Origin of the sequence: Bradyrhizobium sp. CB1015, assembly GCF_025200925.1 — a bacterium.
Classification (GTDB): domain Bacteria; phylum Pseudomonadota; class Alphaproteobacteria; order Rhizobiales; family Xanthobacteraceae; genus Bradyrhizobium.
On the sequence record NZ_CP104174.1, the window covers coordinates 2,037,806 to 2,050,872 of the forward strand.

Below are 13,067 nucleotides of genomic sequence, written 5' to 3' on the forward strand. Positions count from 1 at the left end.
AGCGTGGAATGAAGATCTTTGTCCCGGTCATCGTCGCTGCCGCCATCGTTCTGTCGGGGCAGGCGCAGGCGCGATCCCTGGAGGCGATCCGCTCCAGCGGCGTGATCGGGCTGTGCGCACATCCCAATTCGCTCCCCTTCGCGCACAAGACCGGCGATCCGCCCGGGTTCCAGGTCGAGCTCGGCCGGGTGCTGGCGCGCGAGCTCGGTGTCGAGCTGAGGCTGGACTGGATCATCACGCAATACCAGATGCGCAGCGCCGGCTGCGACATTCTTCTGGACGTCATCGCCGATCGCGAAGCGCAAGGCGAAACCCGCCTGAAGATCTCGAAACCGTATTATCGCACGGGCGTCGCGCTCGCCGTGCCCTCATCCAGCACGCTCACGTCCTTCGCGAGCCTCAACCAATCGACCAAGGTGGGCGTGCAGGTCGGATCGATCGCAGCCATGATCATCGGCCGGCGGCGCGTGCCGATATCGACCTTCGGCTTCGAGAGCGACAGCCTGGAGGCCGTGTCGAACCGCGAGATCGATGCCGCCGCGGTCACGCCCACTGCGGCGAGCTATTTCAATCTGACCCATCCGGACAATCCGCTTCGGATCCTGGATCGCGATGAGAGCACGGCCGATCTGAACTGGAACGTCGGCGTCGGCATGGTCCGCCCGGACGATCCGTTGCGCGAGGCCATCGACGCAGCGGTGGAACGGCTGCGCAGCGACGGCACGATCGACCGGATCTATCGCCGCTACGGCATCGCGCTGCAGGCGCCGAGATAGCGAGCCGCACCACGGAGCGACGCTGTCCCGACTGAGCCGGGATAGCGTCGCTGACGCGCGCATACGGAGTTCGCGTCCGCCTCAGGCGGCCGCCTTCTTCCGCGCGAGCTCGGCCTTGTACAGCTCGAACTCCTCGGCGATCGCCCTCGCGAATGACGGCCGTTGACGCAGCCGCTCGTAATACGCCTTCACATTCGGCCATTTCGCAAGCTCGATCGGCGGCGTCGCCATGGTCCAGTTGATGACCGTGGCGAGATAGGCATCGGCCACGCTGAAATGGTCGAGCAGGAACTCGCGTCCCTTCAGGTAATTGTCGAGATAGTCGAGCCGCGACAGGTTCTTCTCCAGGGCATAGGCCTTGGCTTCCTGCGGCGCCTTGCGGTCCAGCACGGGGATGAAGAGACCCTTGTGCAGCTCGGTGCCGATGAAGCAGAGCCATTGATGCAGCCGGGTGCGTTCGATGCCGGCGCTCGCGCCGAGGCCGGCTTGCGGGAAACGGTCCGCGACATATTGCAGGATCGCGGCGTTCTCGGTCAGCACCACGCCGTCGTCGGTTCGCAACGTCGGCACGAGGCCGATCGGATTTACGGCGCGGAAGTCCGAGCCGTCGTTCAAAACCTTCTTGGTCGGTGGATCGACTTCGAGATAATTCGCCTCGGCGCCGGCTTCATACAGCGCGACGCGTGTCGCCATCGAGCAGGCAAGCGGCGAGAAATAGAGATCCATCTGTAGCCTCCTTGGGCAATTCCTCTTTGGGTGTCGCTCAACCTGGCCAGATTGATTTTTGTACCATCTTGCATAATATGGGTGCGGTCAAGGATTATATTGCGAAATGGTACAAAAATCGAAGCCGCCAGCTGCTGCCAATCAGTCCCAACCCCGCGGCGAGCCCAAGCGCCGCGGCCGTCCGCGCGCCTACGAGCCAGATATCGCGCTCGGCAAGGCGCTCGATCTGTTCCGCAAGCAGGGTTTCGCGGCCACCTCGCTGGACGATCTCAGCACAGCCACCGGCATGAACCGGCCGAGCCTCTACGGCGCCTTCGGCGACAAGCGCGAGCTCTACATCAAGAGCTATCAGCGCTATCGCGACGAGGCAGGCGCGGCGATGGTGGCGATTTTCCGCGAGGAGATGCCGCTGCGCCAGCGGCTGGAGCGCATCTACGCTTCCGCGCTGGATATCTATCTGTCCGGCGACACCGGGCCACGCGGTTGCTTCACGGTCGTGACTGCGGCCTCCGAGGCGGTCGGCGATCCCGAGATCCGCGCCATGGTGCTGGACGGCCTCACCGGGCTCGACAAGGCGTTTGCCAGTTGCTTCCGCCGTGCCAAGGAGAAGGGCGAGTTGCCGGAGAGCGCCGATCCGGTCGCGCTGGCGCAGATCGCATCGGCCACCATCCACACCATCGCCATCCGCTCTCGCGCCCGCGTGCCGCGCAAGGAGCTGGAGGCGATCGTGAAGGGCGCGATCGACGTGATGTTGGGGATCGGGACCAAGGCCTGAGCTACGCCGCGCGAATCTGCGCGAGGAAACGATCCACCTCTTCGCGCAGCCGCTGCGATTGCTTGGCAAGCTCGACTTCTCCGCCGGCTCAATAGCCCCTTGCGCGGTCCACCACGTTCTCCAGCGCGCCGCCGGCCTCGAACCGCGCGATCTGCTCGGCGACATAGGCCGAGATCGCATCCGCGTCGGTGTCGGCGGCATTGTGCGGCGTCAACACCACCTTGGGGTGGGTCCAGAACCGGCTGTCCTTCGGCTGCGGCTCCTGCACGAAGACGTCGAGCGAGGCCGCGCCCAGCGTGCCGTCGTCGAGGCAGGCGAGAATATCGGCCTCGTTCTGCAGGCCGCCGCGGCCGGCATTGATCAGCACCGGCGCGCCGAGCGGGCTGGTGCGATTGAGCTTTTTGAAGACGTCGCGGTTGAGGATGCCGTGCGTGTCTGATGTCAGCGGCAGCAGGCTGACCAGGATATCGGTCACGCGCAGGAAGGTGTCCATTCCGGCGGCGCCGTGGAAGCATTCGACGCCGTCGATCGTGCGCAGGCTGCGGCTCCAGCCGGCGACGTGGAAGCCGAGCCGCCGCAGCACGCCGGCCGCATCGGCTCCCAACGTGCCCAATCCCATGACGCCGACCGTGATCGCGCTCGCCGGCCACTGATATCTGGGCTCCCAGCGCTTCTCGCGCTGCGATTGCCGCAGGTAAAGCTCCTGGCGATGGTGCATCAGAACGTGCAGCACGACATATTCGGTCATGCGGTTGGTGAGATCGGGCACGGCGACGCGGACCAGCGGCACCTCGGGCAGGCTCTTGTCGGCCATCAGCGCGTCGACGCCCGCCCCAAGGTTGAAGATCGCCCGCAGATTTGGGAACGCCCCGAGATCGCCCGGCACCGGCTTCCACACCGCCGCATAATGCACCTCCGCCGGATCGAGCCCGGCGTCCGGCAGCAGCACCACGCGGCGGTCCCCGCAGACCGCGTCGAAGCGGGCCTTCCAGCGCTCCGGCAGCCAGTTCTGCTGCGTGCTGTTGATCAGGACGGCCAGTGTGCCCATGGTCATTCGAAGTGCCTCTTCAGGTTCCGCTCAAGAAAGCCCTCCTTGGCACGATCTGCCGGATTTTTCTTGCAAATTTTTTCCGCAGCGCTGTCGGCGCGGGGCATATTGGCCCGTCTTTAAGACAGACGAGGGAAGTGCCGCCCATGCTTTACGCCATTCTTTGCTACCACGATGAGGATTTCGTCGGCTCCTGGAGCAAGGACCAGGACGAGGCCGTGATGAAGAAGCTCGCCGTGGTGCAGGACAGGCTCACCAAGCAAGGCCGGCTCGGGCCGGTGGCGCGGCTGTTGCCGACGACCGCGGCGGCGACCCTGCGCAAGGAGGATCCGCCGCTGGTGCTCGACGGCCCCTATGCCGAGACCAAGGAGCAGCTGCTCGGCTTCTACATCGTGGATTGCAAGAACCTCGACGACGCGCTCGACGTCGCACGCGAGCTGGGTGCTGCCAATCCCGGCGGCGCCTACGAGGTGCGTCCCGTCGGCGTGTTCCGGCCCGGAGGAGACCTGACGTGAGCGAGGCCGATACCGCCTGGATCGAGACTGCGCTGACCTCGGCGCGCCCCCAGGCGGTCGGCGCGCTGCTGCGCTATTTCCGCGATCTCGACACGGCCGAGGAGGCGTTTCAGAACGCGTCCTTGCGCGCGCTCAAGACCTGGCCGCAGAACGGACCGCCGCGCGATCCAGCTGCCTGGCTGATCATGGTCGGCCGCAACGTTGCGATCGACGAGGTACGACGCGCGCGCAGGCAACAGCCGCTGCCCGAGGACGACCAGGCGATCTCCGATCTCGACGATGCCGAAGGCGCGCTCGCCGAGCGGCTCGACGGCTCGCACTATCGCGACGACATCTTGCGGCTGATGTTCATCTGCTGCCATCCAGCGCTGCCGGCGACGCAGCAGATCGCGCTGGCGCTGCGCATCGTCTCGGGCCTCACGGTGAAGCAGATTGCACGCGCGTTCCTGGTTTCGGAAGCGGCGATGGAGCAGCGCATCACGCGCGCCAAGGCAAAGGTCGCCGAGGCCGGCACGCCGTTCGAGGCGCCGGGCGCGGTCGAGCGCTCCGAACGGCTCGCCGGCGTCGCGGCGATGATCTACCTGATCTTCAACGAAGGCTATTCGGCCAGCGGCGACACCGCCGAAATCAGGAAGCCGCTGTGCGAGGAGGCGATCCGGCTGGCGCGGCTGCTGCTGCGGCTGTTTCCGAGCGAGCCGGAGATCATGGGCCTGACCGCGCTGATCCTGTTGCAGCACGCGCGCAGCGCCGCGCGCTTTGCCGCGGACGGATCGCTGATCCTGCTGGACGATCAGGATCGTTCCTTGTGGAACGGCACCATGATTGCGGAGGGCCTCGCGCTGATCGACAAGGCGATGCGCCACCGCCGCAGCGGGCCCTACCAGATCCAGGCGGCGATCGCCGCGCTGCATGCGCGCGCAGCGACGCCCGAGGAGACCGACTGGACGGAGATCGACCTGCTCTACGGCGCGCTCGAAATGGTGCAGCCGTCGCCGGTGGTGACGCTCAACCGGGCGGTTGCGGTCTCCAAGGTGCGCGGGCCGCAGGCCGCGCTCGATCTGATCGAGCCGCTGGCGCCGAAGCTCGCCAATTATTTCCATTTCTATGGCGTACGCGGCGCGTTCCTGATGCAACTCGGCCGCAACGACGACGCCCGTATCGCCTTCGACCGCGCCATCGCGCTCGCCAACACCTCGGCCGAAGCCGCCCACATCCGCATGCATCTCGATCGCCTGATCCGGGACAGCCAGCCCAAGGCAAAGGAAAGCGCCAAGGCGAAGTGAGGACTCGTCGTCATTCCGGGGCGATGCGAAGCATCGAACTCCGGTGCGCGCTTGCGCACCTGAGAATCTCGAGATTCCGGGTTCGGTCCTGCGGACCGCCCCGGAATGACGATCAAAAACATTCCGTATCTTGTCGGCCCCCGCCATCTCCGTTCGTCCTTAGCCCGTACCAGGGGAGCCATTCATGCTGAAAGCCATTGCCGTCATCGCCATCGTTCTCGCCGTCGGCATTGCCGCGGTCCTCGTCTTTGCCCTGACCAAACCCGACACGTTCCGCGTCGAGCGCTCGCTCGCCGTGAAGGCGCCGGCCGCTGCGATCTATCCGCTGGTTGCCGATTTCCATCGCTGGACGGCCTGGTCGCCCTATGAGACCCGCGACCCCGCCATGAGGCGGACGTTCGGCGGAACCGGGGCAGGCAAGGGCGCGACCTATGCCTGGGACGGCAACAACAATGTCGGCGCCGGCCACATGGAGATCCTGGAGGCGAACGGGCCCTCCAGGCTCCGCATCAAGCTGGATTTCGAGCGGCCGTTCGAAGGACACAACACCGCCGAGTTCACCTTTGTGCCGCAAGGCGATGCCACACTCGTCACATGGGCGATGTACGGTCCGGCCCCGTTCCTGTCCAAGGTCATGCAGGTGTTCATCAACATGGACAGCATGATCGGCAAGGATTTCGAGGCGGGCCTCGCCGGCCTGAAGAAGCTCACCGAGAAGCAATAAGCGTCACTGCAACGAAGAGGAGAGAAACGATGCTCAATCCCTATCTGTTCTACCAGGACAATTGCGAAGCGGCGTTCAACTATTACGCCAAGGTTCTCGGCGGCAAGATCGACGCAATGATGCGCGCATCGGATGCACCGCCGGAGATGCCGGCTGTGCCCGGCCGCGAGAAGATGATCATGCATGCGCGCATGTCGCTCCCCGACGGCAGCGTGCTGATGGCTTCCGACGCGCCGGCCGAGCACTTTCACAAGCCGCAGGGCTTCTCGGTCTCGCTCACGGTCAAGGACCCCGCGGATGGCGAGCGCAAGTTCAACGCGCTCGCCGACGGCGGCAGCGTCACCATGCCTTTCAGCAAGACGTTCTGGGCCAAGGGCTTTGGCATGTGTGTCGACAAGTTCGGCATTCCCTGGATGGTGAATTGCCCGGCCGAAGGCATGTGACGGGCGCGACCGCGATCCGTCGCGTTGCGATCCCCTCTCTCCAATGCTGCGGGAGAGGGGACGTACGCTTCGTTACGTTACGCGCCGATCGGCCGTTTCTCCTCTCACCGGATTGATCCGGTGACGTCCTCGCGCGGGGGCGACGATTCCACGCAGCGAGGACAGATCACGAGCTTGGCGCCGAGCTGCCTGTCGTTCTCCGCCTGTATCTCGTCCTGGACCGCCCACCACGCCTCGGAATATGGGCGCAATGTGCCGAGCACTTTTTCCCGCTCCTGATTCGGATCACTTGCGGCCGGCGCGCCGGTCGTGACGCGCCGCTTGGCGACATGCGGACGGTTCGGATCCTTGCCGAGACCATCCCATGCGATGGCGCGGCGTTCCTGCGCAGGCGCCTCTGCGCATCCGATTAGCGCTGTGCAAAAAGTAAGCACGATCAAGCCGTGTCGAATCATGCTGGGCTTTTGCCTCCATAAGCAGCGCGCAGAATCTGCGAAAGACACGCGCATCATCGGTTCAATGGAACTCAAGGCAAAACAAGCTTGCCGGCATGGCCGAATATGAGTCGTGCTTTCGCATCACTTTGCGGACGCAGTGAGGCCGCTTCATGAAGCGAGCTGCATCGCACAACAATTGGCGCAATATTGGGCTGTGATCTGCACGCCAGAATCGCTATTGGTGATTCATAAAAGCTACAAACTGGGATGGACGTCACTTGCAAGGGGAGCGACCGATGGCGGCGGCGCTACAGATCAACTTTGCTCTTTGGGGAATGCTCATTTGCGCCAGCGCGAAGCTGGCGCCAGTGATCCAGACGCTCTTTTGAAAGCGGTTGGCGGCTGCCGGCTGTATCAGCGGCAACGCGGATAGATCGCGGCGAGATCGCGCCCCTTCAACAGCAGCAGCCGCGAGCTAAGACCGCCACGGCGGCTGATCCAGTCGCGCACCGGGCCGGGATAGGCGGCAAGCACCGCGACCGATGCTTCCGGCTCGGCATAGAAGCGCCCGCGCCGGTCCACCGATCGCGCGGCGTGGAAGCCGAGCACGGCGCGCTTGGTGACGCAGATGCGCTCGCCCGGCACGATGCTCAGCACCAGCGTGCAGGCGGACAGGCAGGGGCCGTCGATCACCACGCGCTCGCCGCTCTCGCGCACCTTTTCGAACAGATCGAGGAACGGCCCGACCTGTCCGCCCGGGGACTGGATGATGCGGATCTCGGCCGCCGCGGGCGTGACGGCGAGCAGCGCTGATGCAAACATCAAGGCTTTGAGGAAGGTGATGCGTTGCATGGCACTCTCCACCAACTTAGGTTTCGTCGGGTGGGTTAGCCTACGGCTGCGCGAAGCGCAGTCCGTTGCGTAACCCACCATCTTTCTCGCCGCGTGAAAGGAGGGGGCTACGCCCGGCGGCCGCGCTTCGCGCTGCCGCAGTGCTCACCCACCCTACAAGGTTCTACCCGTTGCGCCGTTGTCCGCGCAGCGTCGGCAGGCCGATACCCGCCGCATCGAAGCCGCCGTCCACGGCCAAAATTTGGCCGGTGATGTAGCTCGCGCTGCCCGAGCACAGGAAATAGATCGCCTCCGCGAGCTCCTCTTCCAGGCCGTAGCGGTTGAGCGGGATGGCGTCGTGATAGTCGGCGCGGATCTCCTTGGTGTGCACCTGCTTGGCCATGGCTGTGTCGACCGGTCCCGGCGCGACCGCGTTGACACGGATGTTGAGGGAGGCGAGCTCGACCGCGAGCTGCTTGGTGAGGTGCGCAAGGCCTGCCTTGCTGGTGCCGTAGGCCGAGCGCAGCGTCGAGGCGCGCACAGCCGAGATCGAGGTGATGTTGACGATGGCGCCGCCATTGCCGTCGCGCATCAAGGGCACGGCTGCCTTGGTGCAGAGAAACGGGCCGGTGAGGTTGACCTCGAGCACGCGGCGCCAGTCGGCCTCCGACGTCTCCATCAGCGGCGCGAACACTGCGATGCCGGCATTGTTGACCAGCGCATCCAACCGGCCGAACCGCCGCTCGATCCCCCTCATCGCATCGCTGACTGCGGCCGCGTCCGAAACGTCGCAGGTCAGCGCCAGCGTCGCCTCGCTCTGGCCGATCTCGGCAACCGTGCGGCCGAGCAGCTCGCCCTCGATGTCGAGCAGCGCCACGCGCCAGCCTTCTGCGAGGAACTTCTTCGCGGTCGCAAGCCCGATGCCGCGGGCGGCTCCGGTGACGAGAGCGACTTTTTGCGTGGCTTGCGGCATTGGCTGATCTGTCCTGTGTTCGGGAGGGGCGTGCGAGAGCGCCGGCCCCTTTTACTGCCCTTTCGTTTCGGCGTGAAAGGCCTCGCGCCAGGCCGATGGACTCCGGTGCGGCCCAGAATGCGCCAGCCGCGGCTGCATTGCGGCCTCCAAAATAATCCCTGTCCCGCTGTCGGCCCGGCAGAAGGCCGTTCGTCTTGGAGGTGAGCGCGGGCCAGCCCTTTTTCCGCCCGCAGGGCATATCGGAATGATTGAGAGCAACAAGGAACTACCATGCGATTCATGATGCTGATGATCCCGCTCGGCTACGAGAACGCGCCGCCGGAGCTTCAACTCGATCCCGAGCGCGTTGCCGCGATGATGCGCTACAACGAGGCGCTGAAGGACGCGGGCGTGCTGATCACGCTCGATGGGCTGCACCCACCATCGACCGGGGCACGGGTCTCGTTTGCGACCGGCCGGCCCGTCGTCACCGACGGGCCCTTCGCGGAGGCCAAGGAAGTCCTGGGCGGCTATTGGATGATCGAGGTCGCCTCGCGCGCCGAGGCGATCGCCTGGGCCAAGAAATGTCCCGCTTCAGCCAACGAGATCATCGAGGTCCGCCAAGTGCAGGAGATGGCCGATTACTCGCCCGAAGTGCAGGAGATCGTCGCCGGGTTTGACGATCTGAAGACGTAGACGAGACAGCCGCTGCGCGATGTCCCAATCAACCTGAGGAGAAGACCCATGAGCACCGAACACACATTCCTCGCCATCTATCTCGGCAGCACGAGCGGATCCAAAATGGCGGCGTGGCGCGCGCTGCCCGAGGCCGAACGGAAGGCGAAGGAGCAGGAGGGCATGGCGGCCTGGCACGGCTGGGTCGAGAAGCACAAAGCCGTGATCGTCGAGATGGGCGGCCCGCTCGGCAAGACCCGCAGGATCGACCGGAGCGGCATCACCGAGGTCAGCAACGCGCTGACCGGTTTCACCGTGGTGCGCGCCGCCTCGCAGGAGGACGCTGCCAAGCTGTTCGAGAACCATCCGCATTTTGCGATTTTCCCGGGCGAGGCCATCGAGGTCATGCCCGTGCTGCCGATTCCGCAGATGTAGGTTCAGGGCAGTAATAAGTTGGCCGTCATTCCGGGGCGATGCGAAGCATCGAACCCGGAATCTCGAGATTTTCAGATGCGCAAGCGCGCACCATAGTTCGGCTCTTTGAGCCGCCCCGGAATGACTGCGGAGAATACGGGTTAATCAAACTCGGCCCCCGCTAGTGACCTTCACGCCCGGCTCATGTAAAGGTCGTTCACATGAGCTGGCGCAAGGAGCAGCGCCGCGCCGAGCGCGGCTATCACCACGGCAATCTGAAGGAAGCCCTGTTGCAGGCGGCCCTTGGGCTGATCGCCGAGAAGGGGGCGGCCGGCTTCACCTTCGCCGATGCCGCACGCATGGCCGGCGTCAGCGCGGCGGCGCCGTACCGGCATTTCCGCGACCGTGACGAGCTGTTGTCCTCGATCGCCCAGCGCGGCTTCGAGCAGTTCGAGGCGCGCCTGTCCGCGGCCTGGGACGACGGGCGGCCCGACACCGTCACCGCCTTCGAGCGCGTCGGCAAGGCCTATCTCGGCTTCGCGCGCGAGGAGCCGGCCTTCTACAATGCGATGTTCGAATCGGGCCTGCCGGTCGATGCCAATCCGGCCTTGATGGCGGCCGGCGAACGCGCCTTCGGCGTCATCCGTGCCGCCGCCGAGCGCCTCGCCGCGCTGACGCCGCCCGGCACGCCCCGACCGCCGGCGATGATGATGGCGCTGCACATCTGGTCGATGGCGCACGGCGTGGCCTCGCTGTTCTCCCGCGGCGATGCCGCGCGACGCAAGCTGCCGATGTCGCCGGACGAGCTGCTCGAGGCCGAGGTGCTGATCTATCTACGCGGCCTCGGCTTCCCGATTGACCGCCGTCCTCCGGCCAGGGGCGCCGAGCCGCCGCCGGTGCCGCCGGAGGCTCCCTCCGGTTCGGGCGTGCCTCCGGGCGGCCCCTGGGGCAAGCCGAAATAAGATTGCGCAAATGATCACGCGGGCGTGTCTTGCTGCCAGCTTGACAAAATCGCGGGATGGTCTAGCTATGTAAATGTTATTTACATTCACAACGGCACAGATGCCGTGATGGAGATGGGAAATGGCCTACACCGCTGATGTCAATCGATGGCGCGGCCCTTCGGACCAATACCAACACTACGAGCGCCCCCGCATGCTCGATACGCCCTGGCATCCCGGCTGGATCGCCGTAACCATTCTCGGCTTCATCATTTGGTGGCCGATCGGACTTGCCCTTCTCTTTTTCACACTCGGGAGCAGAAGAATGTCGTGCTGGAGCCACCAGGATCGCTGGCAGAACAAGATGGAAAAGATGCAGTACAAGATGGATCGCATGCGCGACCGCATGGAGCGCCGCGGCTTCGGCTTTGGCTTCGGCCCGCCGTCCTCCGGTAACCGGGCCTTCGACGAATACCGCGCCGAGACGCTGCAGCGACTCGAGGAGGAGCAGCGCGAGTTCAAGGATTTCCTGACCCGTCTGCGTCACGCCAAGGACAAGGAAGAGTTCGACCAGTTCATGGCGCAGCACAAGACGCGTCCGACCCCGCCGCCGACCGACCAGCAGCAGGGCTGATCCGAAGAATTGCACCTCTCAAAGCCTTCAGGCGCATGCCCCCAAAGTCCTGATGGCCCCGAGCCGCCCGTCTGCGCAACCCGCAGGCGGGCGGTTTGGCTTGGAGCAACGCAAGGTCGTCAGGTCGCGCTGGCGCCGCGATATGGACCGCCTATATTCGCCGTCACCGGCAGGCGAAGCGAGGGCGGCAATGGCGGAAGCTGCGGCGATGGCGAGCGACAGCCTTTGGCAAAGGATCCGCGACGAGGCGCAGCGCGCGGCCAAGGCCGATCCTGTTTTCGGCAAGGCCGTCGCAAGTGCCGTTCTCGCTCATGACGATTTCGCCGCGGCCCTGGCCAATTTGATTGGTCAACGGCTCGGCAGCAACTGTGCCGAACGCGCGCGCTTCACGTCCTTTGCCCGTGACGCCTTTGGTGGCGAGCCGGAGCTGATCGAAGCCGCCAGCCGAGACCTCGTGGCCATCGCGCGCAGCGACCCCGCCGTCGCCGGCCCGCTGCCGCCGCTGCTGCACTTCAAGGGGTACCTCGCGCTGCAAGCCTGGCGCGTCTCGAACTGGCTCTGGCGCCACCATCATCGCGACGCCGCGCTGCTGTTTCAGAACGAGGCCTCGAACGTGCTCCAGGTCAGCATTCATCCGGCCGCGAGCCTCGGCTCTGCGGTGTATCTCGACCACGCCACCGGCATCGTGATCGGCGCCAACGTCGTCATCGGCGACGACGTCACCATTCTCCAGAACGTCAGCATCGGCCGCGGCAGCGAATTGCCGGCGCGCTCGCCGCGCATCGGCTGCGGCGTCTTCATCGGCGCAGGCGCGAGCATCCTCGGCGACATCAGCATCGGCGATCTCGCGAAGATCGGCGCCGGCACCGTGGTGACGCGCGACATCCCCCCTGGCTGCACGGCGGTCGGCAATCCTGCGCGGCTGACCAACTGCCCCGAGGCAGCTTCCGCTGCCTGAGGGGCCTCGCTTACGCGGCGCGGCGATGGCGTTCGCCGCCATGATGCGGGCTGACCGGCTCCGAGCTGGTCTGGCCCGGCGCATCCAGCACCGCGACGTGGTGGCGGTAGACCATCTCCCAGCCTTTCCATCCCGTGAACAGGAGGATGCCGACGACGACCAGCGACAGCACGACGCCCCACGGCTTGATCGCCGCCTCCGCGCCTTGGGCGTAGCGGAGATAGAAATTGACCAGGGCCAGCACGACCGCCGCGAGATTGCCGACCATGTGATACCAGGCATCGTTCAGGCGGCGGATGCGGGGCTCGCTGAAGAAGTCGGTGAAGCCGGCGGCGGCGGCAACCAGAGCCATGACGATGCCGGCGCCGATCAGCCACATCGCGGCGCGCGCCCAGAAACCATCGGCGGTTCCGATGAAGGCCAGATCGGCGACGGGGGCGCCGACCAGGAACGCGACGGGGAACGGGATCAGCATGGGGTGAAGCGGATGATCGCCGATCGCGGCGGTCGTCTTGGGGTTGATGGACATGGCAAGACCTCGCTGAGAGTGATTTTCCGGACAATTTTTGGCGCGAAAGCGGGTTCCTCCGGCCGCACCGTGTGCGCGGAACTCGTGCCGATCCCACTGCACGGACTGCCTTTCCCGCAGCCAAATGCGCCGCCGGTAACCCCGCATTAACCATCGGCGGGCTCTGGTAAGGCTGGACAGGCGTGCCCGGAGCCCGACGTCAAGGCCTGGGGTCGAGGCCCCTTAGTTTTGACATCTTGGCGGGGAATGCAGGCGGCCGGCTTTGGACGAGCCTTTGGACCAGCCCTGCACCCCAGAAAGACAAGGCTTTGAGCAGGCTTGCCGGCCGCGCGGGTCCAGCGCGGCTGTTGGGGAATACCGGCCGAGATTTGCTCGCCGAAGGACGTAGGTAACGATCGCCTTGAGA

Annotated in this window: 17 protein-coding genes; 11 read left to right on the forward strand and 6 right to left on the reverse strand. The window is 65.4% G+C overall.

The annotated features are described in order from the left end of the window. The first annotated feature begins 8 nt into the window (after positions 1-8). The gene (locus N2604_RS09130) at positions 9-776 is read left to right on the forward strand and encodes an ABC transporter substrate-binding protein (protein ID WP_260374411.1); all 768 of its coding nucleotides are present in this window, start codon (positions 9-11) and stop codon (positions 774-776) included. 81 nt (positions 777-857) lie between these two features. Here N2604_RS09130 and N2604_RS09135 read toward each other — a convergent pair whose 3' ends face one another. Further along, positions 858-1,502, reverse strand: a complete 645-nt coding sequence (locus N2604_RS09135) for a glutathione binding-like protein (RefSeq protein WP_260374412.1) — start codon at positions 1,500-1,502, stop codon at positions 858-860. A 106-nt stretch (positions 1,503-1,608) separates the two neighbouring features. On the opposite strand from N2604_RS09135, the gene N2604_RS09140 reads away from it, so the two are divergent. Continuing rightward, positions 1,609-2,277: a TetR/AcrR family transcriptional regulator gene (locus N2604_RS09140; RefSeq protein ID WP_260374413.1), complete on the forward strand. Its 669-nt coding sequence runs from the start codon at positions 1,609-1,611 to the stop codon at positions 2,275-2,277. 88 nt (positions 2,278-2,365) lie between these two features. On the opposite strand, the gene N2604_RS09145 is transcribed toward N2604_RS09140, so the two are convergent. Then, complete coding sequence (locus N2604_RS09145; RefSeq protein WP_260374414.1) at positions 2,366-3,331, reverse strand: glyoxylate/hydroxypyruvate reductase A; 966 nt, start codon at positions 3,329-3,331, stop codon at positions 2,366-2,368. A gap of 140 nt (positions 3,332-3,471) precedes the next feature. On the opposite strand from N2604_RS09145, the gene N2604_RS09150 reads away from it, so the two are divergent. From N2604_RS09150 to N2604_RS09165, 4 genes are all read left to right on the forward strand, one after another. Next, complete coding sequence (locus tag N2604_RS09150) at positions 3,472-3,840, forward strand: YciI family protein (protein WP_260374415.1); 369 nt, start codon at positions 3,472-3,474, stop codon at positions 3,838-3,840. Next, entirely contained in the window at positions 3,837-5,123 is a 1,287-nt protein-coding gene (locus N2604_RS09155; protein ID WP_260374416.1) for an RNA polymerase sigma factor, read from the forward strand. Before N2604_RS09150 ends, N2604_RS09155 begins: the two co-directional genes overlap by 4 nt. Positions 5,124-5,307: 184 nt before the next feature. Continuing rightward, positions 5,308-5,847: an SRPBCC family protein gene (locus N2604_RS09160; protein WP_260374417.1), complete on the forward strand. Its 540-nt coding sequence runs from the start codon at positions 5,308-5,310 to the stop codon at positions 5,845-5,847. A 29-nt stretch (positions 5,848-5,876) separates the two neighbouring features. Next, the gene (locus N2604_RS09165) at positions 5,877-6,290 is read left to right on the forward strand and encodes a VOC family protein (RefSeq protein WP_260374418.1); all 414 of its coding nucleotides are present in this window, start codon (positions 5,877-5,879) and stop codon (positions 6,288-6,290) included. Between the two features lie 104 nt (positions 6,291-6,394). Here the strand turns inward: N2604_RS09165 and N2604_RS09170 are convergent, their stop codons facing one another. From N2604_RS09170 to N2604_RS09180, 3 genes are all read right to left on the reverse strand, one after another. Continuing rightward, complete coding sequence (locus N2604_RS09170; protein ID WP_260376188.1) at positions 6,395-6,745, reverse strand: hypothetical protein; 351 nt, start codon at positions 6,743-6,745, stop codon at positions 6,395-6,397. Between the two features lie 396 nt (positions 6,746-7,141). After that, positions 7,142-7,579 carry a hypothetical protein gene (locus N2604_RS09175; RefSeq protein WP_260374419.1) on the reverse strand — a complete coding sequence of 146 codons (438 nt, stop codon included), beginning with the start codon at positions 7,577-7,579 and terminating at the stop codon, positions 7,142-7,144. Between the two features lie 163 nt (positions 7,580-7,742). Further along, complete coding sequence (locus N2604_RS09180; protein WP_260374420.1) at positions 7,743-8,531, reverse strand: SDR family NAD(P)-dependent oxidoreductase; 789 nt, start codon at positions 8,529-8,531, stop codon at positions 7,743-7,745. Between the two features lie 270 nt (positions 8,532-8,801). Here N2604_RS09180 and N2604_RS09185 point away from each other — a divergent pair, with 270 nt between their 5' ends. The 5 genes from N2604_RS09185 to N2604_RS09205 all read left to right on the forward strand — a co-directional run bounded on the left by N2604_RS09185 (position 8,802) and on the right by N2604_RS09205 (position 12,132). Beyond that, positions 8,802-9,206 carry a YciI family protein gene (locus N2604_RS09185; protein ID WP_260374421.1) on the forward strand — a complete coding sequence of 135 codons (405 nt, stop codon included), beginning with the start codon at positions 8,802-8,804 and terminating at the stop codon, positions 9,204-9,206. A gap of 48 nt (positions 9,207-9,254) precedes the next feature. Next, positions 9,255-9,620, forward strand: coding sequence for a hypothetical protein (locus N2604_RS09190; RefSeq protein WP_260374422.1), 366 nt, complete (start codon positions 9,255-9,257; stop codon positions 9,618-9,620). A gap of 200 nt (positions 9,621-9,820) precedes the next feature. After that, the gene (locus tag N2604_RS09195; RefSeq protein ID WP_260374423.1) at positions 9,821-10,561 is read left to right on the forward strand and encodes a TetR/AcrR family transcriptional regulator; all 741 of its coding nucleotides are present in this window, start codon (positions 9,821-9,823) and stop codon (positions 10,559-10,561) included. Positions 10,562-10,682: 121 nt separating this feature from the next. Beyond that, on the forward strand, positions 10,683-11,174 hold the full coding sequence (locus tag N2604_RS09200) for a DUF2852 domain-containing protein (protein WP_260374424.1): 492 nt from the start codon (positions 10,683-10,685) through the stop codon (positions 11,172-11,174). Between the two features lie 190 nt (positions 11,175-11,364). After that, positions 11,365-12,132: a serine acetyltransferase gene (locus N2604_RS09205; RefSeq protein WP_260374425.1), complete on the forward strand. Its 768-nt coding sequence runs from the start codon at positions 11,365-11,367 to the stop codon at positions 12,130-12,132. Between the two features lie 10 nt (positions 12,133-12,142). Here N2604_RS09205 and N2604_RS09210 read toward each other — a convergent pair whose 3' ends face one another. Next, positions 12,143-12,661: a DUF2231 domain-containing protein gene (locus tag N2604_RS09210; protein WP_260374426.1), complete on the reverse strand. Its 519-nt coding sequence runs from the start codon at positions 12,659-12,661 to the stop codon at positions 12,143-12,145. Positions 12,662-13,067: the final 406 nt, after the last annotated feature.

Bases quoted from the DNA above. Each gene is read 5' to 3' on its own strand.
- N2604_RS09130 (WP_260374411.1), top strand. From the start codon at position 9: ATGAAGATCTTTGTCCCGGTCATCGTCGCTGCCGCCATCGTTCTGTCG.
- N2604_RS09135 (WP_260374412.1), bottom strand. From the start codon at position 1,502: ATGGATCTCTATTTCTCGCCGCTTGCCTGCTCGATGGCGACACGCGTC.
- N2604_RS09140 (WP_260374413.1), top strand. From the start codon at position 1,609: ATGGTACAAAAATCGAAGCCGCCAGCTGCTGCCAATCAGTCCCAACCC.
- N2604_RS09145 (WP_260374414.1), bottom strand. From the start codon at position 3,331: ATGACCATGGGCACACTGGCCGTCCTGATCAACAGCACGCAGCAGAAC.
- N2604_RS09150 (WP_260374415.1), top strand. From the start codon at position 3,472: ATGCTTTACGCCATTCTTTGCTACCACGATGAGGATTTCGTCGGCTCC.
- N2604_RS09160 (WP_260374417.1), top strand. From the start codon at position 5,308: ATGCTGAAAGCCATTGCCGTCATCGCCATCGTTCTCGCCGTCGGCATT.
- N2604_RS09165 (WP_260374418.1), top strand. From the start codon at position 5,877: ATGCTCAATCCCTATCTGTTCTACCAGGACAATTGCGAAGCGGCGTTC.
- N2604_RS09170 (WP_260376188.1), bottom strand. From the start codon at position 6,745: ATGATTCGACACGGCTTGATCGTGCTTACTTTTTGCACAGCGCTAATC.
- N2604_RS09175 (WP_260374419.1), bottom strand. From the start codon at position 7,579: ATGCAACGCATCACCTTCCTCAAAGCCTTGATGTTTGCATCAGCGCTG.
- N2604_RS09180 (WP_260374420.1), bottom strand. From the start codon at position 8,531: ATGCCGCAAGCCACGCAAAAAGTCGCTCTCGTCACCGGAGCCGCCCGC.
- N2604_RS09185 (WP_260374421.1), top strand. From the start codon at position 8,802: ATGCGATTCATGATGCTGATGATCCCGCTCGGCTACGAGAACGCGCCG.
- N2604_RS09190 (WP_260374422.1), top strand. From the start codon at position 9,255: ATGAGCACCGAACACACATTCCTCGCCATCTATCTCGGCAGCACGAGC.
- N2604_RS09195 (WP_260374423.1), top strand. From the start codon at position 9,821: ATGAGCTGGCGCAAGGAGCAGCGCCGCGCCGAGCGCGGCTATCACCAC.
- N2604_RS09200 (WP_260374424.1), top strand. From the start codon at position 10,683: ATGGCCTACACCGCTGATGTCAATCGATGGCGCGGCCCTTCGGACCAA.
- N2604_RS09205 (WP_260374425.1), top strand. From the start codon at position 11,365: ATGGCGGAAGCTGCGGCGATGGCGAGCGACAGCCTTTGGCAAAGGATC.
- N2604_RS09210 (WP_260374426.1), bottom strand. From the start codon at position 12,661: ATGTCCATCAACCCCAAGACGACCGCCGCGATCGGCGATCATCCGCTT.